At 56.7% G+C, this 26,900-nt stretch carries 27 protein-coding genes; 10 read left to right on the top strand and 17 right to left on the bottom strand.

What is annotated here, in order from left to right; translation table 11 throughout:
* Nucleotides 1-4 precede the first annotated feature (4 nt).
* From D9K61_RS15395 to D9K61_RS15415, 5 genes are all read right to left on the bottom strand, one after another.
* Nucleotides 5-1,306 (bottom strand): FAD-binding oxidoreductase, encoded by a 1,302-nt coding sequence (locus D9K61_RS15395; protein ID WP_120634079.1) that lies wholly within the window; start codon nt 1,304-1,306, stop codon nt 5-7.
* On the bottom strand, nt 1,303-2,121 hold the full coding sequence (locus D9K61_RS15400; protein ID WP_120634080.1) for an ABC transporter permease: 819 nt from the start codon (nt 2,119-2,121) through the stop codon (nt 1,303-1,305). Before D9K61_RS15400 ends, D9K61_RS15395 begins: the two co-directional genes overlap by 4 nt.
* Nucleotides 2,118-3,008 carry an ABC transporter permease subunit gene (locus tag D9K61_RS15405; protein WP_120634081.1) on the bottom strand — a complete coding sequence of 297 codons (891 nt, stop codon included), beginning with the start codon at nt 3,006-3,008 and terminating at the stop codon, nt 2,118-2,120. The genes D9K61_RS15400 and D9K61_RS15405 overlap by 4 nt, the downstream gene beginning before the upstream one ends.
* A complete protein-coding gene (locus D9K61_RS15410; protein WP_120634082.1) occupies nt 3,008-4,135 on the bottom strand; it encodes an ABC transporter ATP-binding protein in 1,128 nt (375 codons plus the stop codon). The genes D9K61_RS15405 and D9K61_RS15410 overlap by 1 nt, the downstream gene beginning before the upstream one ends.
* A gap of 75 nt (nt 4,136-4,210) precedes the next feature.
* On the bottom strand, nt 4,211-5,296 hold the full coding sequence (locus D9K61_RS15415) for a polyamine ABC transporter substrate-binding protein (RefSeq protein WP_120634083.1): 1,086 nt from the start codon (nt 5,294-5,296) through the stop codon (nt 4,211-4,213).
* A 140-nt stretch (nt 5,297-5,436) separates the two neighbouring features.
* On the opposite strand from D9K61_RS15415, the gene D9K61_RS15420 reads away from it, so the two are divergent.
* A complete protein-coding gene (locus D9K61_RS15420; RefSeq protein WP_371688480.1) occupies nt 5,437-6,120 on the top strand; it encodes a GntR family transcriptional regulator in 684 nt (227 codons plus the stop codon).
* A 75-nt stretch (nt 6,121-6,195) separates the two neighbouring features.
* Nucleotides 6,196-7,593: an aspartate aminotransferase family protein gene (locus D9K61_RS15425; RefSeq protein ID WP_120634085.1), complete on the top strand. Its 1,398-nt coding sequence runs from the start codon at nt 6,196-6,198 to the stop codon at nt 7,591-7,593.
* 58 nt (nt 7,594-7,651) lie between these two features.
* Here the strand turns inward: D9K61_RS15425 and D9K61_RS15430 are convergent, their stop codons facing one another.
* Entirely contained in the window at nt 7,652-8,968 is a 1,317-nt protein-coding gene (locus D9K61_RS15430; RefSeq protein ID WP_120634086.1) for a lytic murein transglycosylase, read from the bottom strand.
* Between the two features lie 64 nt (nt 8,969-9,032).
* Nucleotides 9,033-9,746, bottom strand: coding sequence for a YafY family protein (locus tag D9K61_RS15435; RefSeq protein WP_120634087.1), 714 nt, complete (start codon nt 9,744-9,746; stop codon nt 9,033-9,035).
* A gap of 84 nt (nt 9,747-9,830) precedes the next feature.
* Between D9K61_RS15435 and D9K61_RS15440 the strand changes: the two genes are divergently transcribed.
* Together D9K61_RS15440 and D9K61_RS15445 are read left to right on the top strand one after the other, a co-directional pair.
* The gene (locus D9K61_RS15440; RefSeq protein ID WP_162946916.1) at nt 9,831-10,529 is read left to right on the top strand and encodes a glutathione S-transferase family protein; all 699 of its coding nucleotides are present in this window, start codon (nt 9,831-9,833) and stop codon (nt 10,527-10,529) included.
* Nucleotides 10,526-10,912 carry a DUF1801 domain-containing protein gene (locus D9K61_RS15445; protein WP_120634089.1) on the top strand — a complete coding sequence of 129 codons (387 nt, stop codon included), beginning with the start codon at nt 10,526-10,528 and terminating at the stop codon, nt 10,910-10,912. The genes D9K61_RS15440 and D9K61_RS15445 overlap by 4 nt, the downstream gene beginning before the upstream one ends.
* Here D9K61_RS15445 and rnr read toward each other — a convergent pair.
* From rnr to dapE, 3 genes are read right to left on the bottom strand one after another with little or no spacing between them, the layout of a single operon-like run.
* The gene (gene rnr / locus D9K61_RS15450; RefSeq protein WP_120634090.1) at nt 10,903-13,161 is read right to left on the bottom strand and encodes a ribonuclease R; all 2,259 of its coding nucleotides are present in this window, start codon (nt 13,159-13,161) and stop codon (nt 10,903-10,905) included. The two genes, D9K61_RS15445 and rnr, sit on opposite strands and share 10 nt — an antisense overlap.
* Before the next feature lie 57 nt (nt 13,162-13,218).
* A complete protein-coding gene (locus tag D9K61_RS15455; protein ID WP_120634091.1) occupies nt 13,219-13,794 on the bottom strand; it encodes a TIGR04282 family arsenosugar biosynthesis glycosyltransferase in 576 nt (191 codons plus the stop codon).
* Nucleotides 13,795-13,797: 3 nt separating this feature from the next.
* Nucleotides 13,798-14,937 (bottom strand): succinyl-diaminopimelate desuccinylase, encoded by a 1,140-nt coding sequence (gene dapE, locus D9K61_RS15460; protein WP_120634092.1) that lies wholly within the window; start codon nt 14,935-14,937, stop codon nt 13,798-13,800.
* Nucleotides 14,938-15,145: 208 nt separating this feature from the next.
* Here dapE and D9K61_RS15465 point away from each other — a divergent pair, with 208 nt between their 5' ends.
* The gene (locus D9K61_RS15465; RefSeq protein WP_120634093.1) at nt 15,146-16,204 is read left to right on the top strand and encodes a transporter substrate-binding domain-containing protein; all 1,059 of its coding nucleotides are present in this window, start codon (nt 15,146-15,148) and stop codon (nt 16,202-16,204) included.
* Here D9K61_RS15465 and D9K61_RS15470 read toward each other — a convergent pair.
* A complete protein-coding gene (locus D9K61_RS15470) occupies nt 16,201-16,545 on the bottom strand; it encodes a hypothetical protein (RefSeq protein WP_120634137.1) in 345 nt (114 codons plus the stop codon). The genes D9K61_RS15465 and D9K61_RS15470 overlap by 4 nt on opposite strands.
* Before the next feature lie 117 nt (nt 16,546-16,662).
* Nucleotides 16,663-17,538 (bottom strand): LysR family transcriptional regulator, encoded by an 876-nt coding sequence (locus D9K61_RS15475; RefSeq protein ID WP_120634094.1) that lies wholly within the window; start codon nt 17,536-17,538, stop codon nt 16,663-16,665.
* Nucleotides 17,539-17,634: 96 nt separating this feature from the next.
* Between D9K61_RS15475 and glyA the strand changes: the two genes are divergently transcribed.
* Nucleotides 17,635-18,942: a serine hydroxymethyltransferase gene (glyA, locus tag D9K61_RS15480; RefSeq protein WP_120634095.1), complete on the top strand. Its 1,308-nt coding sequence runs from the start codon at nt 17,635-17,637 to the stop codon at nt 18,940-18,942.
* A 163-nt stretch (nt 18,943-19,105) separates the two neighbouring features.
* Here glyA and dapD read toward each other — a convergent pair whose 3' ends face one another.
* Both dapD and D9K61_RS15490 read right to left on the bottom strand, forming a co-directional pair.
* The gene (dapD, locus tag D9K61_RS15485) at nt 19,106-19,933 is read right to left on the bottom strand and encodes a 2,3,4,5-tetrahydropyridine-2,6-dicarboxylate N-succinyltransferase (RefSeq protein ID WP_120634096.1); all 828 of its coding nucleotides are present in this window, start codon (nt 19,931-19,933) and stop codon (nt 19,106-19,108) included.
* Nucleotides 19,934-20,084: 151 nt separating this feature from the next.
* A complete protein-coding gene (locus D9K61_RS15490) occupies nt 20,085-20,996 on the bottom strand; it encodes a threonine/serine dehydratase (RefSeq protein WP_120634097.1) in 912 nt (303 codons plus the stop codon).
* A 79-nt stretch (nt 20,997-21,075) separates the two neighbouring features.
* On the opposite strand from D9K61_RS15490, the gene D9K61_RS15495 reads away from it, so the two are divergent.
* Both D9K61_RS15495 and D9K61_RS15500 read left to right on the top strand, forming a co-directional pair.
* Nucleotides 21,076-21,918, top strand: a complete 843-nt coding sequence (locus D9K61_RS15495) for a TIGR00730 family Rossman fold protein (protein ID WP_120634098.1) — start codon at nt 21,076-21,078, stop codon at nt 21,916-21,918.
* A gap of 4 nt (nt 21,919-21,922) precedes the next feature.
* Nucleotides 21,923-23,026, top strand: coding sequence for a cystathionine gamma-lyase (locus tag D9K61_RS15500; protein WP_120634099.1), 1,104 nt, complete (start codon nt 21,923-21,925; stop codon nt 23,024-23,026).
* Here D9K61_RS15500 and D9K61_RS15505 read toward each other — a convergent pair whose 3' ends face one another.
* Entirely contained in the window at nt 23,027-23,410 is a 384-nt protein-coding gene (locus D9K61_RS15505) for a hypothetical protein (RefSeq protein ID WP_120634100.1), read from the bottom strand.
* A gap of 159 nt (nt 23,411-23,569) precedes the next feature.
* Between D9K61_RS15505 and D9K61_RS15510 the strand changes: the two genes are divergently transcribed.
* Both D9K61_RS15510 and D9K61_RS15515 read left to right on the top strand, forming a co-directional pair.
* The gene (locus D9K61_RS15510) at nt 23,570-24,496 is read left to right on the top strand and encodes a DnaJ C-terminal domain-containing protein (RefSeq protein WP_120634101.1); all 927 of its coding nucleotides are present in this window, start codon (nt 23,570-23,572) and stop codon (nt 24,494-24,496) included.
* Complete coding sequence (locus D9K61_RS15515) at nt 24,493-24,837, top strand: hypothetical protein (protein ID WP_120634102.1); 345 nt, start codon at nt 24,493-24,495, stop codon at nt 24,835-24,837. The genes D9K61_RS15510 and D9K61_RS15515 overlap by 4 nt, the downstream gene beginning before the upstream one ends.
* Here the strand turns inward: D9K61_RS15515 and D9K61_RS15520 are convergent.
* Complete coding sequence (locus D9K61_RS15520) at nt 24,834-25,454, bottom strand: cytochrome P460 family protein (protein WP_120634138.1); 621 nt, start codon at nt 25,452-25,454, stop codon at nt 24,834-24,836. The two genes, D9K61_RS15515 and D9K61_RS15520, sit on opposite strands and share 4 nt — an antisense overlap.
* Nucleotides 25,455-25,654: 200 nt before the next feature.
* A complete protein-coding gene (gene rlmN / locus D9K61_RS15525; protein ID WP_120634103.1) occupies nt 25,655-26,842 on the bottom strand; it encodes a 23S rRNA (adenine(2503)-C(2))-methyltransferase RlmN in 1,188 nt (395 codons plus the stop codon).
* Nucleotides 26,843-26,900: the final 58 nt, after the last annotated feature.

The raw sequence follows: 26,900 nt of genomic DNA on the forward strand, positions 1-26,900 counted from the left end.
GGTCTCAAAGATCGGCAAGCGCCAAAGCAGCGTAAGCGGGCGGCATGATCGCACGGCGCCAACGCCCAAAGGGAAACCGCCCCGGAGTCTGTGTCATCGGCACGGGCAAGTTGCTGTCTTGCCCCAACGCCATGCGCGCCAGCGCCCTCCCACAATACGACCCCATGGCAACACCATTTCCATGGTAGGCAAAGCCAGCAAGCAGTCCGGCCCGCCCCGGCACCGGGCCAACAAACGGTAGCAACCCACGTGACATGCACACCATACCCGACCAGATATGAGTGGCTTCGACACGTGACCATTCGGGGAACATGCGTCGGAAATCCTGTTGCACTTTTCGCCGAATTGCGACCTCGGTGCGGGGCGAGGATCGCAGCCCGCCCCGCATACCGAACAGAAAACGCCCGTCCGGCATCAGGCGAAAGTAATGCAGCAGGTTTCGGGTATCATAGGACATCTGATTCGAAGTCCATCCCTGCGCTAACTGTTCTGCCCGGCCTAGGGGTCGAGTCACCAGAACGGTGGATTGCGCAGGCATATAACGGCCGGACATCCAGGCTGGGACATCCTCGCTGGAATACCCGTTGGTACAGACAAGGACCTTTTCGGCTTTGACACGGCCGTTTGGTGTCTGCAGCACGAACCTTGGTCCGACCTTCTGTATGTTTACAACCGCGCTTTTTTGGAAGAATTCAACGCCTAGGGCCGCGGCGGCTTTTGCTATTCCGAAGAGGTATTTCCTTGGATTCAAACCAAATCCTACCGGCAGAGTGAGCCCCCCGTGGAACGATCCTCCGATGCCTATTCCGGCTAACTCGTTTTGCTCATGCAAAAGTCCCGATGCATCCGCGGTCCGGCGCAATTTTTCCATCGCCCGCGGGGAGTGAGCCAGCTGAGTTTCGCCTTTTGAATGGATATCTGCGTCGATTTTGTGCCTCGTCAACAGATCAGATACCAACTGAACGGCGCCCTGTTCGGCGCGGCCATAAGCCTGTGCTGCCGACTGCCCGAACCGGCGTGTTATCGTTTCGTGATCAAGCTTTGACCCGCCCAGACAACAAAACCCGCCGTTGCGACCCGAGGCGCCCCAGCCTGGCGTTTCGGCTTCGAACACGGCAACGGAAGCTGCGCTTTCGGCGAGATGTAACGCAGCCGACACACCTGTGAAGCCGCCCCCAATGATAGCAACATCGACACTGGTATCACCCCAATGCTCCGACCAGTCCGGACTGTCGATGGTCTCATCCCACCAACATCCCTCGCGCGGTCCGGGACCGTAGGTGTAGTCTGGGAAAATCCGCCTCATTCCGCGCGTTCTGCCGCCATTTCCTCTTGCCGTTGGCGCATCATGGCACGCTTGGTAACCAGCGATGCGGTAATCACGCCGACGGTGACAACCGCGATCATGATGGTTGAAAGCGCATTGATTTCAGGACTGACACCCAGACGCACCGCCGAGAAGATTTTGATCGGCAAAGTCGTGGCTGACGGGCCCGAGGTAAAGGACGCGATCACCAGATCATCCAGCGACAAGGTAAAGGCCAACAACCACCCTGAGATCACAGCAGGCGCAATGATTGGCAGGGTCACAAGGCGAAAAGCCTGAGCAGATGAACAGCCCAAATCCAAAGCAGCCTCTTCCAGCGACTGATCAAAGGTCACGAGGCGCGACGATACAACCACCGAAACAAAGCACATCGAGAACGTCGTATGCGCCAACACAATTGTCAGAATACCCCGATCCAGACCAATCCCGATGAACAACAATAACAAGGACAGACCCGTAATCACTTCGGGCATCACCAGCGGAGCGTAGATCATGCCCGAGAAAAGCGTGCGGCCAAAGAACCGCCCGCCGCGCACCAACACATAAGCCGCTGCTGTGCCCAGAACAGTCGCCAGAGTGGAAGAGAACACCGCGACGCGTACAGTAACCCATGCAGCATCCAGAAATGCTTCGTTCTGAACCAGTTCACCGTACCATTTGGTCGAGAACCCGGCCCAGACCGTGACCAGCTTGCTTTCGTTAAAGCTGAAGATGATCAGGATGATCATTGGAATATAGAGGAAGGCAAACCCCAGCGTCAGGGAAACCGTGTTGAACCAGCTCAACCTGTTCATTGCTCGGCCTCCGTCTGCTTTTGCTGGTTACGTTGGAACAGAACGATCGGGATGATCAGGATCAGCAGAAGAACCACTGCAACGGCGCTTGCCACTGGCCAGTCCCGGTTCGAGAAGAATTCTTCCCACAACACTTTGCCGATCATCAATGTACCGGATCCACCCAGCAACGACGGGATGACGAATTCACCGATCACGGGGATCATCACAAGAAAACACCCGGCAATGATGCCCGGACGGGACAACGGGATTGTGACCAGCCAGAAGGCCTGCAAACGCGAACAGCCCAGATCTTCGGCAGCCTCGATCAGAGATCCATCCATCCGTTCAAGTGCCGAATAGATCGGTAGGATCATGAAAGGCAAATAGGTGTAGACGATGCCGATATAGACCGCGGTATTGGTGTTCAGAATGGTCAGCGGGGTCGAAATTATGCCCGTCCAAAGCAGCAACTGGTTCAGGTACCCGCCCTCGCTGAGAATACCCATCCACGCGTAAACGCGGATCAGGAACGAGGTCCAGAATGGCAAGATGACCAGCATCATCAGGGTTGGGCGCCATTCCTCCGGCGCGCGGGCCATGCCGTAAGCGATAGGGTAACCAACAATCAGCGTCAGAACAGTCGAGATCAGCGCAATCTTGACGCTGGACAGATAGGCTTTCCAATACAGGTCATCTTCTGTCAGCCAAACAAAGTTCTCCAAATCCAATTGGCTGAAAAACTCTCTGATACCAGCCCACCCCTGGGACAGATCAAGCGTTGGTGTGTAAGGCGGGATCGCAAGGGCCGTGTCCGACAGCGATATCTTCAGAACGATGAAGAATGGCACCATGAACAGGGCCAACAGCCAGACATACGGAACAGCAATCAGAAAGGCGCGGCGCATCAGTTCGCCAACAGAACCGCAGCCGTTGCTGTCCAGGACAGCCAGACCGGGTCTTCCCAAGTGAAGGATCGGCGCGAGATCCGGCGCGTATTGGCCGATTGCGCCTTGATGATTGTGCCATTTGTCAGTTCGACATAGTAGGTTGACAAGTTGCCCAGATAAGCGATGTCAATCACCTTGCCCTGAATGGCGTTTATGGCGTCTGCAGGCCTCTCGGATGAGATTGTCACCTTCTCGGGCCGGATCGCCAGATGGCACGATTGCCCTGTAGACAAATCCGTGGCTGAGGTCGCGGTTAACGGTGACTGCCCTTCGGCCCAGTCGATCTGATAGGTTCCATCTTCGCCGGGCGTTGCACGGCCTTCAATGATGTTCACGTCACCGATGAAGTCGGCCACATATATCGAGTTTGGGCTTTCGTAGATACGATCCGGCGTGGCGACTTGTTTCAATTGCCCCTGATCCATTACCGCCACGCGGCTGGCAACGGTCATTGCCTCTTCCTGATCATGGGTCACAATCACAAAGGTGGTGCCAGTCTTTTCCTGGATGTCCATCAGTTCGAATTGCGTGTCTTGCCGCAGCTTCTTGTCCAGTGCGCCCAACGGTTCGTCCAGCAACAGCAGTTTGGGCGCTTTGGCCAGCGATCGTGCCAATGCAACACGCTGACGTTGCCCACCCGAAATCTGGTGCGGTTTGCGGCGAGCGAACTGCTCTAACCGCGTTAGGCGCAACATCTCTTCTACGCGGTCCTGAAGATCATGCTTGGGCATGTTGTCCCTGCGCAAACCAAACGCAATGTTGTCCCAGATGCTCAGATGCGGGAACAGGGCATAGGACTGGAACATCATGTTCACGGCGCGCTTGTTGGGCGGGATCGGATCAATGTCCTGGCCGCCCAGCAGAATGTGCCCTTCTGTCGGGGTCTCGAAACCCGCCAGCATCCGCATCATTGTGGTTTTCCCGCAGCCGGACGGCCCCAGCAGAGCAAAGAACTCACATTCGAAAATATCCAGTGACAGATTGTCGATCGCCGTAAAGCTTCCGAACCGCTTGGTCACATTTTGGAACTGGATCAATGGCTTCGCCTGTGGGTCTTCCCACGGCGCAAAAACGTCAGAGTTCAAAGCGGCCCCCGCATATCGGTCCGGACAGGAATTGCACTGGGCGGCATCGAATCCGCCCAGCGTCGAATGGTCAGATCAAGTACCAGACTTGACCTTGGTCCAAAGACGAGTCACGACCCGCTGCACTTTCGCGGGATAAGGTGTCGTGATGTAGAGATTCTGCATCGTAGCATCATCTGGATAAATTGCCGGATCTCCGATCACGTCTTCCTCAAGAAACTCCTGGGACGCTTGGTTGCCGTTCGCGTAGTATACATAGTTCGACGCGGCAGCCATGTTGTTGGCGTCCAGAATGAAATCAAGGAACTTATGCGCGCCTTCCGGATTCGGTGCATCTGCCGGAATGGCCATCTGGTCGAACCACATCAGCGATCCTTCGGCGAAGGCATGATATTCGATCTCAACGCCATTTTCCGCTTCGGCTGCACGATCTCGTGCCTGAAGGATGTCGCCAGACCAGCCGACGGCCACGCAGATATCGCCGTTTGCCAACGCGTTAATGTACTCTGAGCTATGGAATTTCTGAATATGCGGCCGGACACTGGTCAGGACCGCTTCGGCCTTACCAATCACCTCTTTGTCGTGGCTGTCCGGATCCTCGCCAATGTATTGCAGAACCATCGGGATGATTTCCGCAGGCGCGTCCAGGAAATGCACCCCGCACGAGGCCAGCTTTTCCATATTCTCAGGCTTCAGGACCAGATCCATGCTGTTCAAGACAACGTCATCGCCCAGCGCTTCTTTGACTTTGCCGACATTGACGCCAATCCCCGTCGTTCCCCACATGTAGTTGATGGAATACGCGTTGTTCGGGTCGTAGCCCGCAGTGCGCTCCTGAATGACGTTCCACAGGTTGCCAGTGTTCGACAATTTCGACGAATCCAGCTCTTGGAAAGCACCCGCTTGGATTTGGCGTTGTAGGAACGTACCGGAAGGCACCACCACGTCATAGCCCGAACCACCGGCGAGCATCTTGGTCTCAAGGACCTCGTTGCTGTCAAAAACATCATAGATCAGGGTCAGCCCCGACTCTTCCTCGAATTTGCTTAGCAGATCCTCGTCGATGTAGTCGGACCAGTTGTAAACACGCACCTCATCGGCAAAAGCCACCGATGTCCCCAATGCGACCACCGCTGTCAGCGTCAGCCTTTTGATTGTCATATTCTTCTCCCTGCGAATGTACGGGTATTTTCCCGTTTTTTCGGATTTGATCAAGTTTTGCGTTTTCCCCCGATCCAGCGTATGGTTTCACGAGGTCCGCCACCTGACAAGTCAGGGGTAGTCGAAATGGGATGAACCAATTGGATTTGATCAAAAATAAAGCATCTGTCACACCATCCGAGCGCGAGAAACGCCCGGCCCATGAACAGGTCTACCAAACTCTCAGATCACAAATCTTATTCGGAGAACTGGTCCCGGGTCAGCCTGTCACCATACAGGGTCTAACTGATTCGCTGGGTGTTGGCATGACCCCGGTACGTGAAGCGATTCGCAGGCTTATTTCGGACGGAGCATTGGTGTTTCAGGGCAATCGCCGGGTGAGCGTCCCCCTGTTGTCCACGGCTGACATCAAAGAGATGATATTTGCCAGAATATCAATAGAATCAGAGCTTTCAAGGCGCGCCACAGCGAACCTACAGACGGTCGACATCGACCATCTGGAACGTATTGATCGCCATCTGGATCGGACAATCATCGATGGGGACGTCAGTGGGTATCTACGTTTGAACCAAGCTTTTCACGAGACGCTTTATTCCCACGCGAACGCTCCGATCCTCAGTGATCTGGCGGAAAGACTGTGGCTCAGGTTTGGGCCGTCGCTGAGGGTTGTTTGCGGTCGCTTTGGCACGCAAAGCCTGCCGGATCGGCACAAGGATATTATCGCAGCTTTGCGCAAAGGGGATGCAGATCAGGCGGCCAAGGCAACTGCTCAGGACATCGAACAAGGGATGGAGCTGATGGCCGAAGCGCTTGCAGCTGTCTAGCTCCATGCGATTCGATTGACAGCGCAAAATTTGATCATATTGTGATCGCCAATCGCTTTTGCAGGAGACTCTCCGATGTCCACCATCACCAATCATATGCCGACCGCCGAACTACAGGCACTGGATGCGGCGCATCACCTCCATCCGTTTTCCGCCAATGGCGCGCTGGGTCAGGAAGGCGCGCGCGTGATCACCCGCGCTGACGGAGTTTACCTGACCGATAGTGAGGGCGAAGAAATTCTGGACGCCATGGCCGGTCTTTGGTGTGTCAATATCGGCTATGGCCGGGATGAGCTGGCGGACGTTGCCGCACGTCAAATGCGAGAGCTTCCCTACTACAACACCTTCTTCAAAACGACCCATGTTCCGGCCATCGCGCTGGCGGCCAAGATTGCCGAACTGGCACCGGGCGATCTGAACCACGTTTTCTTCGCAGCAGGTGGGTCCGAGGCAAACGACACCAATATTCGCCTTGTGCGCACCTACTGGGCCGAGAAGGGCCAGCCGAATAAGAACATCATCATCAGCCGCCACAACGCCTACCACGGCTCAACAGTTGGGTCAGCCTCACTGGGTGGAATGGCGGGTATGCATGCGCAGGGCGGCATCCCGATTCCGGACATTCACCACATCAACCAACCCAACTGGTGGGCTGAAGGGGGTGAGATGTCGCCGGAAGATTTCGGCTTTGCTCGCGCGCGCGAGCTGGAAGACGCCATTCTTGAATTGGGCGAAGACCGCGTTGCGGCGTTTATCGCAGAACCGGTGCAAGGCGCCGGCGGGGTTATCGTGGCGCCCGATACATACTGGCCCGAGATTCAGCGTATCTGCGACAAATACGAAATCCTGCTGATCGCCGACGAAGTGATCTGTGGCTTTGGCCGTACTGGCAACTGGTTCGGATCGCAGACCGTTGGAATCAAACCGCATATCATGACCATCGCCAAAGGCCTCAGCTCGGGCTATGCGCCGATTGGCGGATCGATCGTCAATGATGAGATAGCCGAAGTCATCGGGGGCACTGAATTCAACCACGGCTACACCTATTCCGGTCACCCGGTCGCCGCAGCCGTAGCGCTTGAGAACCTGCGCATTCTTGAGGAAGAAAAGATCGTCGATCACGTACGCGACGTGGCTGCCCCATATCTGAAGGAAAAGTGGGAGGCACTGTCAGATCATCCGCTGGTGGGTGAGGCCAAGATCGTCGGCATGATGGCATCCATTGCCCTGACGCCAGATAAAGCAAGCCGCGCCAAATTCGCGTCAGAGCCTGGCACCATTGGTTACATCTGCAGGGATTGTTGCTTTGCCAACAACCTGATCATGCGCCATGTGGGTGACCGAATGATCATCTCGCCGCCGCTGATCCTGACGCCCGCAGATATCGACGAGATGTTCGAACGCATTCACAGATCTCTGGACGAAGCGCATTCAGAGATCATCAAGCAGGGTCTGATGAAAGCTGCGTCCTGAGCTTTCTGGCCGAAGCATCGAAACACAAGGGGCGGTCAACAAGACCGCCCCTTATCTTTTACCGCAACCGCTCCAACAACTGCAGAGTGGCATAACCATCTGGTGGCAAACCCTGCGCCACCTGATAGGCGCGCAATGCATCGATTGTGTTTGGGCCAATGCGCCCGTCAATAGACTGCGTATCAAACCCGGCTTGTGTCAAACGCGTCTGCAGCTCTTTGCGCTCAGTGAAACTCAGCACCCGGTCATCGCGCGGCCAATTGGATCGAAACGGGCCGCGCCCGGCCAATCGATCAGACAAATGGCCAATACCGACAACATAGGCATCCGCACCATTGTATGCCTCGATCACCTTGAAATTGTCGAAAATCATCAATGCAACGCCCTGCCCGCCTGCCGGAAGCAAAATTGCGGCCTGCCCATAGTCTGGCACGGGTGCGCCATCCGGCGCCACCACGCCCCGCGCGGCCCATTCGGACGGCTTCAGAGTGAATTCGCGCTTGGCGGTGGAAAAATCGAACCCGTTCGGCAGGCGCACTTCGACACCCCAGGGCTGGCCTTTGGTCCACCCGTGCCGCGCAAGATACGCCGCTGCCGAAGCCAGCGCATCCGTCGGATCATCCGACCAGATATCCCGTCGTCCATCCCCGTCGAAATCCACCGCGTGATCCAGATACGAGGTCGGCATAAACTGCGTATGCCCCATCGCCCCTGCCCAGCTGCCGATCATGTTTCCGGCACTCACATCACCTGACTGGATGATCTGCAACGCCGCAATCAGCTGGGTTTCAAAGAACTGCGCCCGCCGCGCATCAAACGCTAATGTCGCCAGAGAGCGGATGGTTTCGTTGTTTCCTCGGTAGGATCCAAACGCGGTTTCCAGCCCCCAGATAGCTGTAACAACCTCTTTCTCGACCCCGTATTGGGCTTCGATCTGTTCCAGTGCCAGATGATGCCGCTCCAGGGATCTACGCCCATTGGAAATCCTGGCGTCAGAGACTGCTGAATCCAAATACTTCCATATGGGTTTTGAGAATTCGGCCTGATTGCGGTCGCGCTTTATGACGTCGTTGTCATAGGTTACACCAGCCAGCGCCCTTACCAGAGTCGTCTGCGAAACACCCTGCTGAAGTGCCCGCTGTTGGAAAGACCCCAACCAGGCCTGAAACCTCGCATTGCCTTCTGTCGACACGCGCAACACCTCAGCTGTCGGTCGGGGTAACGGTCGCACCGAGACGGTAACGTCCGCGGATGCAAGTTGTATCGTTTTGTCCAAAGGCCCGGTTTCGGGCCCCAGACCATTGTCTGTGGTTTCCGCCTGTACGATGGATGCCCACAATGCCACGGTCATAACGCCGCCTACGCATTTACGCATTCCGGATTTTTCCTGTTTACTGCTCAACCCCAGGATAGCGCAGTTTTGGAAATTCTCAAAATGCTCAGCTATGCAACTCGCTCTCTTTTGCGGCGCGTTCTGCGCGGATACGCGCCAGTGCGTCGCGTAACATCGGTACCCGGTTTGGTCGAAAGCTTTGATCTGTAACCGACATCTCGTGCATCCGATCCAAACGGAAGACGCGGAAATCCTGTCTGAGATGACACCAGCTTAACAATACGTTTGAGCGATCCATATAGACAATACTCAGTGGATTTACACGCCGACGTGTGGGGTCGCCCTTCGCATCCGTATACGAAAACTCGACCGTGCGCTCATCCCATGTCGCTTGTCGCAGGGCCGCAACTTCAATCGTCGGGGCCGACGGCCTGTTAAACCGCGTCGCGGCCAGTACGGCATGACTCAACCTATGAGACTGACGCGGGGGCAGGCGACCCTGCAATTTGCGCAGCGCTGCGCTGGCCGCATCGGCCAAGGCGGGGTCACCAATCACCTGAACTTCGCGCAGGCCCAGAACCAACGCCTCAAGTTCATCATCGGTAAACCCCAGCGGTGGCAGCGTGGCGTCTTCGATCAGGGTAAATCCAAACCCTGCCTCACCGTCAATGACAGCCCCCAAGCCACGCAAGGCATCAATATCCCGGTGGATCGTGCGGGCCGAGACATCCAGATCTTGCGCCAACTGGACCGACGTTTTGGGCGACGGACCAGAGCGCAGGGCTTGCATCAATTGGAACAGACGGGCGGTACGGGACATAACCCATCCTAATCTAATGCTGATGACAGAAATTGTCATCAGTGGAAGATACCTATCAGCCATCCCAATTAGATGGAGCGAAACATGCTGACCCTTCTCACATACCCCTCTGCCTTCGGCCTGTTCAGCGCCAGCCCTTTCTGCGTCAAAAGCGCATTTATGCTGCAGCAGTCAGGGCAAGCATGGCAGCGATCGGATATGCTTGATCCGCGTAAGATGCCGCATCAAAAACTGCCGGTGCTGCGCACCCCTGAACGGCTGGTCCCTGACAGCGACATGATCCGCATATGGTTAGAACAACAGGGGGCGGACTTTGACAAAGGCCTCACAGACATTCAAAAGGCGCAATCCCGGACCTTGGTCCGCACGGCCGAAGAACACCTGTATTTTAATATCGTGCTGGACCGCTGGGGCAATGACCGGGTGTGGCCAATCCTGCGTGAGACGTTTTTTACCGGAATTCCGGCGCTGATCCGCAAACCGGTATCCGGTTCGATCCGAAAAGCCGTGTTAAAAGGAATCAACTCGCAAGGGATCGGCCGGTTTTCACTGTCGGAACGACTGGACCGGGTAGAGCGCGATCTTGAAGCGATCTCAGCCTACTTATGGCAATCGCCCTTCCTTATGGGCAATCAGCCGACCTCTGCTGACATGAGTGTTGGCCCGATGTTGGCTGCGATGCGTGCAACACCCGCAGATACCCCACTGACGCAGCGTATCAAACAAGATACTCTGCTCAACAGCTATGTGGACCGGGTGGAAGAGGCGTTGCCGTTGACATGACAAAGATAGACGACCCTGCAGTTGAGGCAGCGTTTGACGCGCTGCCACAGGACACGCGTGCAGGTGTCCTGAACCTGCGCGAACTGATACTGGAAACAGCCGCCTCCTTGCCCACGGCGCAACCGCTGCAGGAAGCACTGCGGTGGGGGCAACCAGCCTATCTGGCACCAAAAGGATCAACAATTCGGCTAGGTGGGCACAAGTCCGCCCAGTTTGCACTGTTCGTGCACTGCCAAAGCCGATTGATGGGCGACTTTACCACAGCCTTTCCCGGCGAAGACCGGATCGACGGCAACCGGGCGGTTCTGTTCGACTCACCGGATCAGATCGATGAAACGCGCCACGGATGGCTGATCGCCCGAGCTTTGACCTATCACCTCTGACGGCGCTTACGTTCGACCTTGCGCTTGATCTTGTCTTTCTTGCGCTTCGCGCTGACGGCTTTCCGGCGTGTTGGCTTTTTGCCGGTTCCGCGTCCACGGGGCAGAGCCTGATCGTCAATAGACAGCAATTCCAATTCCAACCCGCCGGTCACGGGTGTTGCCTCGGTCAGGCGCACAGTGACACGCTGCCCGATCGCAATGATCAGGCCGGTGTCTGAGCCCATCAAAGTACCCGCCTCGCGGTCGAAATGGAAAAACTCACGGCCCAGCGACCGCACAGGAACCAACCCATCCGCCCCGGTTTCATCCATCTTCACAAAGGCCCCGAACCGGGCAATGCCACTGATCCGTCCAGCGAATTCGTTGCCAACGCGCTCGCTAAGATAGGCGGCAAGGTATCGATCTGTCGTGTCTCGTTCGGCCATCATCGAACGTCGTTCGGTGTCCGAGATATGGGTGGCGGTTTCTTCCAGCCGGTCGATCTCTTCTTCGGTCAGCCCGTCTTTACCCCAGTTGTGGGCCGTAATCAGCGCGCGGTGAACGATCAAGTCCGCGTAACGACGAATGGGCGAGGTGAAATGCGCGTAGTTCCGCAGCGCCAAGCCAAAATGGCCGAAGTTTTCCGGGTTGTAATAGGCCTGCGCCATTGAGCGTAACGTGCTGAGGTTGATCAACTCGGCATCCTCGGTGCCTGCCGCTGCGTTCAGCAGCGCATTCAGATGGCGGGTTTGCAGCACCTGCCCCTTGGCCAGATTCAAACCAGCGGCCTGCGCCGTTTCGCGAAGGCTTTCCAGTTTTTCGGGCGCGGGTTCCTCGTGCACGCGGAACAGCAGTGGACGACGTTTGGCGATCAGGGTTTCCGCCGCCGCGACATTGGCCAGGATCATGAATTCCTCGATCAGCCGATGCGCGTCTAAGCGATCCCGAAAGGCAACGCTTTGCACCTCGCCTTTGTCGCTGAGGATGATCTTGCGTTCCGGCAGATCCAGATCCAGCGGCTGACGTTCCGACCGCGCCTTTTTCAACGCCGTGTAGGCGGCATAGAGTGGCTTCAGAACAGGCTCCAAGAGTGGCCCCGTCCTGTCGTTCACAGTCCCGTCGATGGCCTCTTGTACTTCGGCATAATGCAAGGACGCCGCCGAGCGCATCAATCCGCGCACAAAGCGATGGCCGATCTTGTTTCCATCCGCACCGATTTGCATCCGCACTGCGATACAAGCGCGTGGGACACCTTCGTGCAGGGAACACAGGTCCCCGGACAGCCGATCCGGCAGCATTGGCACGACACGATCCGGGAAATAGCTGGAGTTTCCGCGCTTGCGCGCCTCGCGGTCCAACGCCGTACCGGGCTGCACATAGGCGGCAACATCGGCAATGGCGACCCAGATCACGTGCCCGCCCGGGTTTTTGGGGTCATCATCTGCGTGTGCGTAGCACGCATCATCATGATCACGCGCATCAGATGGGTCGATCGTCAGCAACGGCATGTCGCGCAGATCTTCGCGCCCTTTCAGCCCAACGGGTTTGGCTTTGTCGGCCTCGTCGATCACCTTGTCTGGGAAATCATCCGGGATTCCGTGTTGATGAATCGCTATCAGCGAAACCGCCTTGGGCGCAGACGGGTCGCCCAAACGCTCGACAATACGCGCGCGTGGCAATCCCATGCGGTTTTTCGGTCCGGCCTGTTCAGCCTCAACCAACTCACCGTCTTTTGCACCGTGATCAGCGCCGTCTTGCACCAGCCACTCGGTCTGGCCCGCCTTGTCGATGGGTACAATCCGGCCACCTTCCGCCCCCTTGCGGAAAATCCCCACGACCCGGCGCGGGTTGGATCCGATACGGCGGATCAGGCGGGCTTCGTAATTATGGTCTTCCTCATGCACCACCGATAGCCGGGCCAAAATGCGATCACCCTCGCCCAAAGCCGGGTCGCTGGCGCGTAAGATCATTAAGACAACGGGCTCCACCCCTTCGCCATGCCATTCCAGCGGACGAGCAAACAGATCACCGTCCGAATTGGGCGCGTTCACCTGCAAAACACTGACAGGCGGCAGCCGGTCCGGATCGCTGTAGCTGCGCTTGCGTTTTTCCAGATGCCCCTCGGCCTCCAGCTCGCGCAGGATACGCTTTAGGTCGATCCGAGCCGCGCCTTTGATGCCAAAAGCCTTGGCGATATCGCGTTTCGCAGTGAGGGTGGGGTTCGCTGAGATCCAGTCCAGGACCTCCTGCTTGGTGGGGATGCGAGTCATATCTTCGGCCTAACACGAGCGCACGACGGCGTCATGACCAAAAAACGGCGATTTAGGTCAGCTCGGCAGATCGGCCACGGTATCGACGTCGTGCAGATGGTCCAGCAGTGCAATTCGGCGTCCTGAAACAGAGGTCAGAGTGTCTGCAAGCGCATGTTCCGTCGACCATCTCACGCTGTCGAACAGCCCGGGCGGCAACGCACCATATCGCTGCGCGCCTACCAGCCAATATCCACCATCCGGCGCAGGTCCAAAAACCATCTGCGATCTGCCCAGCGCACCAAATGCCCGCGCTATGTGCCCGCGCGTGATGCCTGGAATATCCGCGCCAATCAGGCAAACCGGCCCTTTTGGCGCCGCCCGCAGCAATCGCCCCATTCTGGCCCCAAGATCGCCGCAGCCCTGCGCCGCTCGGGTCAGATCAGCTGGCCAGACCCGGCTAATCAACCCTTCCTTGTCCGGCGATACGGCCAGCACAATCTGCCAACGCGGGTCGCGCAATCGTCGGATCAACGACCGTGTCTGATGCCGAAACCACCACGCTGCACCAACCATGCCAATATCGCGCCCAAGCCGCGTTTTGACCCGGCCCGGACGGGGTTCTTTGATCATGATAATCAAAGTACGTTGCATGGTTCAGGCAAAATAATCTGTCAAAATTCGTTTGTAGATAGCCTTTAGTTGCTCGATCTGCGCAACCTCTACGCATTCATCGACCTGATGCATCGTGCGGCCAACCAGACCAAATTCCACCACCGGGCAATGGTCCTTCACAAACCGGGCATCAGAGGTTCCACCTGTTGTCGACAACTCGGGCTGCACACCTGTTTCGGCTTCGACAGATTTCGCGACCAGGTCTGACAATGGTCCCGGCGGCGTCAGAAAGCTTTCACCAGAGATTTTGATTCTGGTTTCGACCTCAACACCGTAAGTGGTCGCCACCTGACCGGCCTCGCGGTGTAGCCACTCACTGAGGCTGGCACCGGAATGCAAATCATTGAAACGGATGTTCACCGTACCAGTACATTGCGCCGGAATGACGTTGGTCGCCGGGTTTCCGGTGTCAATTGTCACCACGGCAAGCGTCGAAGCGTCAAAATGCGCGGTCCCTTGATCCAATTCATGGCTGGCCAACCGATCCATGAGCCGTGTCATGGCAGGTAGCGGGTTCTTCGCGCGATGTGGATAGGCCGAGTGCCCCTGCACCCCGGTGATCGTAAACCAGGCGGTCATCGACCCGCGTCTACCGATCTTAATCATTTCACCCATTTCATTCGGACATGTGGGTTCGCCTACAAGGCAGACAGACATGCGTTCCCCGTTATTGGCCATGTAATCCAGCAAGGCCGTTGTTCCATCCAATGCATCCCCTTCTTCGTCTCCGGTGATGGTCAGGATGATGGCACCGTCTGGTGGTGTTTCGCGTACAAAGTTCACAGCGGCGGCAGCAAAGGCTGCGACCCCGGATTTCATATCCGTGGCCCCGCGGCCATACATCACGCCATTTCGGATTTCTGCTCCGAACGGCGAAGCCGTCCAAGCGGCCTCATCCCCGACCGGAACAACATCTGTGTGACCGTTGAACCCAAAGCTTCGCGCGTGGGCTTTTTGCCCCCAACGTGCAAACAGGTTGCAGATGCCCCCTCGATCCACACGCGTGCATTCAAAGCCCTCATTGGTCAAAACCGACTCAAGCAGAACCAGCGCGCCGCCCTCGTCTGGTGTGACCGATGGGCAACGGATTAAGTCCGCTGTCAATTGAACTGGGTCGGTCATTTGGGGCCTCTCAAAGTTGTCAGCGCTCGGGAACATGCACAGATTCAACGAATTGGCTGATTTGCCAACCCCAATCACGGAAATTCACTCGGCCATTTTGCTGGTATCTCGTTCTGAGACGCCAAGAAAACATGAAACTTGACCTAGCGGCGACCTTGCCCGTCGCCACGTAATCGCGCTAGAGGGCCGCGAAACAGGTAATATGAATATGAAGCGCTCTCTCTTCGGATTGATCTGCCTGACTTTCGCCGTTCTTGCACAGCAAAGCCTGGCTCAGTCCTTAACGGTCACGACTGTGACCCGGCCCCCGTTTTCCTATGTTGAAGACGGGGCCGAGACTGGTTTTTCGATGGACCTGCTTCAGGCATTGGCCGTGTCTTTGAACTGGGAATACTCCGTCAATCGCGTGGGGTCTTTTGCCGAGATGCTCGACGCGGTTCAAGACGGATCTGCGAATATGGCGATTGCCAATATCTCGATCACGGCCAAGCGTGAAACACAGATGGATTTCACTCAGCCGATTTTTGAGGCCGGGTTGCAGATCATGGTGCCATCGGATGCCGCGCGGCGACCATCCTTGCTCCAGGCACTACTGTCCCAAGAGTTGTTTATCGCCATTGGCCTCGCCTTTGCGATCCTGCTGGGCGGAGGCATGATGATGTGGGGGTTCGAACGCCGTGCCCAACCCTATTTCGATCGCAATCTGAACGAAGCATGGTTTCCGTCCTTCTGGTGGGCGCTCAACCTGGTTGTGAATGGTGGCTTTGAAGAACGGATGCCGCGCACCCCCTTTGGCAGGCTGCTCGGCGTTGTACTGGTTGTCTCATCCCTGTTTATCGTATCGGTATTTACGGCGCGCATCACCTCGGTCATGACGGTCGATGCGATCACTGGCAATGTGAACTCGGTAAATGATCTGTATGGCAAAAACGTCGGTACAATTTCGGAATCCACTGCCGCAAGCTTTCTAAACCGCCGCGAAATCGAATTCTCTGGCTACCCCGGGCTTGATGAAATGTTGACTGCATTCAAAGCAGAGGAACTCGATGCAGTGGTCTTTGACGCACCAATCCTGTCCTACTTCACAGCCCATGAAGGTCGCCAGATGGCCACAATGACTGGCGGGATTTTCCTAAGAGAGAATTACGGCATCGCCTTCCCAAGTGGCTCACCACTGGTGGAAGATGTAAACCAGGCGCTTCTCGCCTTGCGTGAGGACGGCACCTATGACGAGATTTACCGCAAGTGGTTCGGCAACCGAAACTAGGATTTAGCCTCGTCTCCGAAAAACGGCGTCATCTGTGCGACGATAACTGCATTTTCGTCCAATGCGCGCTGCATTAAGCCGCGCTCGTCCGGATCGATCTCATGCCCCTGCGACTCACGCTCGGCCAGTGTTCCATAACCTGTCACATCCAGAGGCGCCGTGTCGGCTTGTTTCAGGATGGCCACGGTTTCACGCACGGCCTCGGCCTCGTCCACACCGCTGGCAAAGCACATCAAAGCCGCCCCTGTCGCACCCTCGGGCAGACCATCACCGTCCTTGCGGCCGATCTGAACCAACAGGGTGTAGACTTGCTGACGCGAGGGTTTCTTTTGCTTTTCCATAGAGCGGGCCTTAGCCCCATGCCTGATCGCGGTCAAGTTCAACCGTTGATACATTGCCGATGCCTGCTTGGCCCTCAATGTGCAGAATACAGTGCTCTGCACGAAAGAACGCTTTGGCTATAGTTCCTGAGACAGCAACCCGACCACATAATCCGTTTCAGGTCTTTTTCTGGATTGATGCGGCACGTCAACGAGAAGTGAGCGACCTGTGCGGCAAGATCTATCATGTGCGGGCACCAGTGAACCGGATATAAGAGCCTCTTCAATCAAACATAAGTGGCCCATCAGCACGCCCGCGCCTGCTTTCGCCTCTTCGACTGCAAGGCTGTAGAGAGAAAAATGCGGGCCACATTGGGGGTCTTTCAGCGACACTGAGGTCGTCTCAGACCAGAATGCCCAATCATTCACCCAAGTCAGATCGTGCAACAGCGGAGCAGAATAAAGCTCGGTACCACGAACTTTGAGCGCAGGCGCACAAACTGGAGCTATCTCATCGGGGCAAACACAAACCTGATCTGATATTCCATCTGGCACACCAAAGAAGATCGACAAGTCGAACAATTCCCGGGAAAGGCTTGGCGGCTCTTCAAGCGCGGTTACCGAGAAGTTGATCTGTGGCAAGTGCATTCTGACTTTACTCAACCTTTTGGGTAACCAAAGCTGCGCAACCGACGGAAGGGTCGCGATATGGAAATCAGCGTTGGGTTTCAGGTTCCGCAAGGCACGAGTGGCATCGGCCAGCCCATCAAAGGCAGAGGCAAATTCCGGCACCAGCGACTTACCTGCTTCGGTCAGTTCTACCCCTTGTGCGTTTCGGCGAAACAGCGGCATGCCCGCCCAGCTTTCCAAAGTCTTAACATGTTGTGAGATCGCCCCTGGCGTTACGTTCAGCTCCTCACCTGCGGCGACAAAACTCTCGCGACGCGCCGCGGCCTCAAAAGCGCGCATAGCGTTTAGCGGAGGCCCCTTGGGGCGTTTGGGTATGACACTCATGGCTATAGCCTTAGTTTTTCTACGCCAAGAATTAGCAAATCTGTTTTGCGCTGTCATTGAATTAAGGACAAATTGGAGCAAACAGGAGGATGATCAATGACACTTGCACGGCGAAGCTGGGTGCCTGCCGCCAGCGAAACCTTGGTTCAGGATATTGCTGGCAAGACAGCATCCGCACTTTCGGCCGATGTGCTGACCCGGATCGGGCAATTGGCGGAACAGAACCGTGTGATCCACGAACGAGAGTGCTTCAACCTCAACCCGGCCACCAATGTTATGAACCCCAAGGCCGAGGCGCTTTTGTCCTCGGGCATCGGTTCGCGTCCGTCTTTGGGCTATCCAGGCGACAAGTACGAAATGGGGTTGGAAGCGATTGAAGAAATCGAGGTGATCGCGGCCCAACTCTGCGCCGAGGTCTTTGATGCCCAATTCGCCGAGGTCCGCGTGCCCTCAGGCGCGATTGCCAACCTCTATGGGTTCATGGCGACCTGCGACGCAGGTGACACGATCATCGCGCCGCCAGCCTCTATCGGGGGTCATGTTACGCACCATGTTGCCGGTTGCGCGGGACTATATGGGCTGCGCACGATTGAGGCTCCGGTGAACGCTGACGGCTATACGATCGATCTGGATCGTTTGCGGGGGATGGCGCTGGCCGAGCGACCCAAGTTGATCACTATCGGCGGCAGTCTGAACCTTTTTGAACATCCTGTGGCCGAAGTCCGGGCAATCGCGGATGAGATCGGTGCCAAGGTCATGTTCGATGCCGCCCATCAATGTGGGATCATCGCCGGGCGCGCATGGTCGAACCCGCTTGCCGAGGGCGCACACTTCATGACGATGAGCACATATAAGAGTCTGGGCGGCCCTGCGGGCGGTTTGATCGTGTCCAACGATGCCGAAATCGCCAAGGCGCTCGACGCTATTGCTTTCCCTGGTATGACGGCCAATTTCGACGCCGCAAAAACGGCGGCGTTGGCCGTGACGATGCTGGATTGGAAAACCTTTGGCGAGGTCTATGCGAAAGAAATGATCGCCATGTCGCAAGCGCTGGCAGCGGCATTGGACGCGAATGGCACCATCGTCTTCAGGGGCGCAGAGGGTTTCACCAACTCGCACCAGTTCGCTGTTTTGGCAGAACCCTTCGGCGGGGGGCAGGCTGCGTCCAGGAAACTGCGACAGACCGGCTTCTTGGCTTGCGGCATTGGTCTTCCCACGACTGCGGTCAAAGGCGACATGAACGGTCTGCGGATCGGCACCCCGGAACTGGTTCGTTGGGGCATGACGGTCGATGATGCGACTCGATTGGCCGACCTAATCACCCGAGGGTTGGACGGCGAAAAAGTCAGCGCTGAGGTTTCGGCGTGGCGGCAAGAGTTTGACACATTGCGGTTTATTCACTGAATAAGGAAAGCGGCCATTTGAACAGCTAGAGCGAACGGTAACATCGTTCCATTGCGGGTACACAACGCCTATTTTATCCTCGTTTCTTAAGTTCAGCGTTACAGAAAAAAGGCCGCTGCGTTCCCGCGGCGGCCTGCTTCTATTCAGGGACTCAGTGCTTTGATCAGTCGCGCAACAGCTCATTGATCCCGGTTTTAGACCGCGTTCTCTCATCGACCCGTTTCACGATCACCGCACAATACAGATTGACGTTGTTCTTCGATGGCATCGATCCCGCAACGACTACTGAGTAGGGCGGTACTTCGCCATACATCACCTCGCCGGTATCGCGGTCGACGATCTTGGTCGATTGGCCGATGAACACGCCCATACCCAGAACCGAGCCCTCGCGGACGATACAGCCTTCGACAACTTCGGAACGTGCGCCGATAAAGCAGTTGTCTTCGATGATGGTTGGACCTGCCTGCATCGGCTCTAGCACACCGCCGATACCAACACCGCCCGACAGATGCACGTTCTTGCCGATCTGGGCGCAGGACCCAACGGTGGCCCAGGTGTCGACCATAGTGCCTTCGTCCACATAAGCCCCAAGATTGACGAAAGACGGCATCAAGACCACGCCCGACGCCACATACGCGGATTTGCGGACAATGCAGTTCGGCACCGCCCGGAAACCGGCGGCGCGCCATTGGTTTTCACCCCATCCGGCGAACTTGCTGTCCACCTTGTCCCACCAGCCGCCGTCCTGAGGGCCGCCAGTTTGGATTTCCATGTCCTTGATACGGAAGCCCAGCAAAACTGCCTTCTTGGCCCACTGGTTCACATGCCAGCTGCCATCACCCTGCTTTTCGGCCACACGCAATGCGCCACCGTCCAGCGCGTTCAGAGTGTCCTCAATCGCCTCGCGCTGCTCGCCTGTGGTGGCTGGCGTAATCGTATCGCGTGCCTCCCAGGCGGCTTCAATGGCGGCTTCCAATTGTGCGTTGGACATGGGGGTACTCCCTGCAGAATCTGTTCACGTTGGTTTGGCCTATACGCAAGCATGGCCCATGGCGCAATGCGACGTAGCCGAACCGAATTGCGTCAGCGCCCGTTCAAACTGCAAAACTTGGCAGATACCTGAGTTTCACAAAGCAGCTTGCCTAGGTCGCGAACGGATCCGGAGCGACATTCCCACCGCAGATCAAAACCGCCACCCGCTCATCCGGTTCCGGTTGATACATTCCCGACATCAAAGCAGCCAAGGCAGTTGCCCCGGCCGGTTCGACGAGAAGCCGGTGGGATTGCCACAACGCTTTTTGAGCCTGGGAAATGGCGGCGTCTGGCACAAGCACAGAGGTCACGTCCTGCGCCAGCCCAAAACATATCTGTCCGATCCGCCGCGCGCCCAGCGCATTGGCCGCAATGCCAGACACGGAGACATCCACCGGTTCGTTGGCTTTCAGCGCGGCATTCAAAGCACATGAGGTTTCGGGTTCCACCGCGACCACTTTGCGCGCGCCCTGAAACCAGGCCAGCGCCCCGGCGATCAGGCCACCGCCACCAACGGCGATCAGGACAGTATCAGCCTGTAAACCCTGCGCATCCCATTCTGCGAAACAGGTACCTTGCCCGGCGACTGTTGCTGGTGCGTCATAGGCGTGGATTTGCATCGCCCCAGTATCTTCTTCGTGCGTGCGCGCCATCGTCAGGGCGTTGGCGTATTCGCCGGGCACCACACTCAGGTCTGCGCCAATCTGTTCGATCAGCGCGATTTTGGATGGTCCTGCCAGTTCTGGCACGAAAATCTTCGCCGGGTATCCCAGGGCGCGGGCGGCATAGGCTGCCGCTGCGCCATGATTGCCGCCCGACGCAGCCACCACACCTGCTTTTGGCACATCAGAACCCAGCAGCGTGTTGAACGCTCCGCGCGCTTTGAAGCTGCCGGTGTGCTGCAAGTGTTCCAGCTTCATTTCAATCGGGTATCCGGGAATGCCGCTTTCCATGACCGGCGTTACCTGTGCGTATCCTTGGATGCGATCACGCGCTGCCTTAATTTCCGACTTCCAATTCATTCTTGTCTTTCCGTGACTGGCACTCTGCCTGCGAACCCTATAGCTGTTTGAAAAACACGCAAGCAGGGAACCCCCAGCAATGAGAGAAGACCGCCTCAGCCCCTTTCGCGATGCACAAACCGACCGCTCGACCGCGAGCGAGGTTCCAGACACGCCACAGACACGTTCCTCAGCCTATCGTCTTGCTTTCGCCGACGAAGATTTCATGTGTCGGGACGAACTGCGCCCCGTGCGCCTGCAACTGGAACTGCTGAAACCCGAGATGATCATGAGCGAGCGCGAGATCACCTCGACCATCGTGATGTTTGGGGGCGCGCGTATCCCTGAGCCTGCGCAAAAGCACACCGCGCGGACCGAAACACTGGCCGGTTTGTCGCAATACTACGACGAGGCGCGCGAATTTGCCCGGCTGATGACCGAGAAGTCGCATGAAAGCGGCGGCCATGAGAACGTGATTGTCACCGGCGGTGGGCCCGGTGTGATGGAAGCAGGAAACCGAGGCGCGCAGGACGCAGGCGGTTGTTCCATTGGTCTGAATATCGTGCTGCCGCACGAGCAGGCGCCGAACCTGTATGTAACGCCCGAGCTGAGCTTCAATTTTCACTACTTTGCCATCCGCAAGATGCATTTCCTGATGCGCGCCCGCGCGATCACGATTTTCCCGGGTGGGTTCGGCACGATGGACGAGCTGTTCGAATCCCTGACCCTGATCCAGACCGGGCGAATGGAACGTGTTCCCTTCCTGCTGTTCGGACGAGAGTTCTGGGAGAAGGTGATCAATTGGGAAGCTCTGGCCGATGCTGGCACGATTTCAGATGATGATCTGGATCTGTTCCGCTTTGTCGATACGGCACAGCAAGCACTCGACATCATCGAGAACTGGGAACCCGCCCCGCCTCGGGATGAGATTCCGGGACGCTGATCTCATGAATAATCCCCCAAAGTCAGGCGAGATGCTTCATTTGCGCGGCAACGCGCTGGATAAGGGCGATCCAGTGGCATTGCCGTTGACCCAAAGCAGCATGTTCCACCTGCCCGGCGCGCCGGATGGGCACGCGACCTATGGTCGTGTCGACAACTTGACATGGGTACATCTGGAGCATGTGCTGTCTCATCTGGAAAACGCGCCCTGTCTGACCTTCCCATCTGGTATGGGGGCGATTTCGGCCGCTTTGTTTGCAACCGTCAAAGCCGGGTCGCGAATTCTGATCCCGTCGGATGGCTACTACGTCACGCGATTGCTGGCCGACAGGTTCCTGTCAAACCTCGGCGTTTCGGTCGAAGAACGCCCCACCTTGGCTTTCGCTGATGGTGGGTTTGACGGTTTCGATGTGGTTTTTGTCGAAAGCCCCTCGAACCCCGGTTTGGATATGATTGATCTTGGCGCTGTCGCGCGGGAAGTCCGCGCAGCCGGCGGTATTACAATTGCCGACAACACGACACTGACACCTCTGGGACAGCGCCCATTTGATCTGGGGGTCGACATTGTTGTGTCCTCCGACACCAAGGCGATGGGGGGGCATTCTGATCTTCTTATGGGTCATGTCGCCAGCCGTAGCGCACAGATCATGGAACGGATCGAAGAATGGCGACGGGTGTCCGGTGCGATTCCGGGCCCGCATGAGGCTTGGCTTTTACATCGCGGATTAGAGACACTGGACGTGCGTTTTGACCGGATGTGCGCCTCCGCTCAGGTTCTGGCCGAGCGTTTCAAGGCACATAAGGCGGTGCAACAAGTCCGCTACCCAGGTTTGCTGGACGATCCTTCTTACGCAGTTGCTCAGGCTCAAACCACCCGGTTCGGGTTTTTGCTGTCGATCACGCTGGAGGATGAGGTAAAGGCCGAGCGGTTCATCAACACTTGTCCGCTATTGCGTCCTGCCACTTCCTTTGGCGGCGTTCACAGTTCCGCCGAACGCCGCGCCCGGTGGGGGGATGATGTCGATCCGGCCTTTGTTCGCCTTTCTGTCGGCTGCGAACCTGTTGAAGAGCTTTGGCAGGCGCTCGAAGCCAGCCTGAACGCGCTTTAATCAAGTCTTGGGAGCGCGCAGTTCTTTGAAGACATAGATCGGCAAAACAACGCTGGCGATCAGCGCGCCCAGCCAGACCAACAAGGTGGCGGCCAAAAGGTTTGAAATACCACCCACCGTCAGGCCTGATGTGATCAAATCCGTCGCCAACAGCCCAACAAATGTGACGACCAAAGCGATCCCACCTTTCAGCGCAGGCGCTCTCTTTTCACCCAGCTTCAGGATCAAGGGCTCAGCCACAACCTGAACCAAGGTGAAGACGATCACCACAATAATGAAGGACAGCGGCCGGATCGAGAACCCAGCCAAAAGCAGTGTCGCCAAAAGTAAACCGATGGCATTCCCGGCCAATAGGGCCAAAGCGGACTTAATTCTGCGCGACATGGGTCAGCCTCCATCAATAAACACTTCGAAACATGTAAGTTCTAACAGAACTGCGGAAATTTACGAGGCTGTTTGGCCCCTTCTTCATTTTGACCTGTTGAAATCACGTGATAAAACACTTTCATCAAGGTCAGACCTGACCACATCAGCGAGAGTGAGATGAGCGACGATCCTTATACGGTCCTCGGCGTCCCAAAGGATGCCAGCGCTGCCGATATCAAGAAAGCCTATCGGCGAATCGCCAAGGAATGTCACCCGGATCTCAAACCCGGTGATGCCGCGGCAGAAGAAAAGTTCAAGGCCGCCGCGGCAGCCTATGATCTGTTGAAAGATCCGGAAACCCGCACCCGATATGACAATGGCGAGATTGACGCATCGGGTCAGGAACGGCCACAGCAACAATACTATCGCGACTACGCTGAAGCCGCTGGAAACCCCTATCGCTCGGGCGCTGCTTATGGCGAACCGGATGACATGTCCGACATCTTTGCCGAGTTCATGCGCGGACGTGGGCAACATGGGCAGCAGCAGACCCATCAGTTTCACGCCCCGGGCCACAATCTAAACTATTCACTTCAGATCAGCTTTCTGGATGCGGTTTTTGGCGCCAGCCAAAAGCTGACCCTACCCGATGGTGATCGGATCGAGGTCAAGATCCCGGCTGGCATCACCAACGGCCAAACCATCCGCCTGCGCGGTAAAGGCGCGCCTGGCTATGGCGATGGCCCACCGGGCGACGCATTGGTGTCTGTATCGGTTGATGATCATCCAGTGTTTGACCGTCAGGGCGATGACATACACATCACGCTGCCCATCACAATTGACGAGGCCGTTCTGGGTGGCAAAGTCCCCGCCCCAACAATTGACGGCGGCGTTAATGTCAACGTTCCAGCGGGAACCAGCAGCGGCAAAACCCTGCGGCTACGCGGCAAAGGCGTCAAAAAACGCGGATCATCTGACAGGGGGGATCAGTTGATCGAGCTGACTGTCTCAGTGCCCGACAAAATTGACGATGACTTGAAAACCTTCATGGAGAGCTGGCGCGAAACGCATCGCTATGATCCGCGAAAAGGAATGCCGTCATGACCCGCACCCTGACTGAAGAGGAACTGATCGCCACCATAACCCGCCTCACGTCGAACCGTTTATCAGAGTATCTAGCCGCGGAAATCGTGATCCCCGAACAATCTGAACAAGGTTGGGTGTATCAGAGCATCGATGTTGCGCGGCTTGAGCTGGCGTGCGAGTTGCATGAACAATACGACATGGAAGCCGATGCGCTGTCGATGATGATTTCTCTGATCGATCAGATGCACTGTTTACGGGCCGAACTTCGGGAGGTGCTGAACGCGGTTGACGCTCAGCCGGACACTGTTCGCAATACCTTGATTGAGGTAATCGGCACTGCGCGCTTTCGTCGAAGTTAGTTTGCCACCCGGTATTCTTCCGGCACAAAGAAAGTATAGTCGCGATCGGCGACTTGTTCGTGGCAGTCGTGGCAATAGGCAACTGCAGCGGAACGATTGCCCGTTGTATCGCCGAACACCGACCCGTCCGGTAAGACCATGATGTACCGCCAGTCAGCCGTATCAGGGCTAGCGCCTTCACGCAGCTTTTCCATCACGAACATAGCGCCGGGATGCACATTGCCTTCGTCTGTGACAGTCATACTGTCTTTGGCAAGTACAGAGCCCGCTGGCAGGGCTTCGCCTTCCTGCAGGGTGCCATAATTGTGCGCCATCCGGTTAGCATAGCTGTTGACGTAGCGCTGCCCATGAGTGGCCGAGATGTAAGGTGCATCGTTGAACACCGGCCAATTTTGATAGTTTCGGATCATATCCAGACGGGCGGCCGCATAGCCCCGCGCCATGCGGCGGGTCAAAGACCGATAGAACGCCTCAGCTTCTTCCTTGCTCAACTCGGCTGGGTTCTCAATCGCCAGATGGGCATCTTGTTCATCGGCTATCGCCATGTTTGCGCAAGCCAGAAGCAAGGCAATTGCGGTCGCTGTTCTTTGAAAATTCTGCTGAAAATCAATAGTCATAATAGTGGCCCACCTGAAAACCAGTTCGCCGTTTTGCCGTGTAGATCGACAAAGGCGATAATAGCAATCATCAGGCAATTTGCCAATTTCGCCATGGCACATTCACTGCCTTGTGCGCAGATTTGAGGCGTCAATTCTTGTATTAGCTACCAAAATGTATCAGATCTGATCTGTCAGGCGGAATTGACCCATAGTCGGGGCTACCCCTTCAATCCCGCCTCGGCTTCGATCTGTTTGCGCGATTTGCGCGCGCGCTCGGTCGCCGATTTCAGCTGACCACAGGCAGCCATGATATCCTCACCTCGCGTCTTGCGGATGGGTGAGGCATAGCCTGCCTGATAGATAATGTTCGCAAAAGCGCGAATACGATTGTTCGAGCTACGCTTGTACGGTGCACCGGGCCATTCGTTGAACGGGATCAGATTGATCTTGGCAGGTATTTTGTGGCGTTTGATATGATCAATCAGGCGATGGGCGTCTTCGTCACTGTCATTCACCCCGTCCAGCATCACGTATTCGAACGTGATCCGTTCAGAGTTTGAGACTTTCGGATAGCTGGCCAGCGCTTGCAGCAGTTCTTCGATGTTCCAGCGTTTATTGATCGGCACCAGGAAATCGCGCGTTTCATCCGTGGTGGCATGGAAAGAGATCGCCAACAGGCAGCCGATCTCCTGTGCCGTGCGTGCAATCTCGGGCACAACACCCGAGGTCGACAGCGTGATGCGGCGACGGGACAGGGAAATCCCTTCGGGGTCCATCGCAATCTTCATCGCGTCGCGGACGTTTTCGAAATTATAAAGCGGCTCGCCCATGCCCATCAGAACGATGTTCGACAACAGGCGTGTTTCTTCCTTGGGGGCACCGGGAGTTGGCCATTCGTCCAGATCGTCACGCGCCATCATCACCTGACCGACGATTTCAGCCGCCGTCAGGTTGCGCACCAGCTTTTGGGTGCCGGTGTGACAGAACGAACAAGTCAGCGTGCACCCGACCTGAGACGAGATGCACAGCGTTCCACGATCATCCTCGGGGATGTAGACCACTTCAACTTCATGCCCGCCCGCGATGCGGACCAGATATTTGCGCGTGCCATCTTCGGACACCTGACGCGTCACAACCTCGGGCGTTTCGATGACGAAGCTTTCGGCCAGTTGCGCGCGATAGGCTTTGGCGAGGTTGGTCATCTCGGCAAAGTCGCGCACGCCCCATTGATAGATCCATTGCCAGATCTGCCCTGTCCGCATCTTGGCCTGCTTCTCAGGCGTGCCATGTTCGATCAGAACGTCGCGTAGCCGGTCGCGCGTCAGGCCGACAAGATTGACCTTTCCCTCCGGCAGTTTGCGGGGGATGGTCATGACGTCTTGGGTGATCGGCGCTTTGGCTGACATGATAAATTCTCAGGGCTTCGGGCTTGGGATGCGCCTCTATATAGGACTGCGCGCAAAG

Source organism: Ruegeria sp. EL01 (assembly GCF_900313035.1).
Classification (GTDB): Bacteria; Pseudomonadota; Alphaproteobacteria; order Rhodobacterales; family Rhodobacteraceae; genus Ruegeria.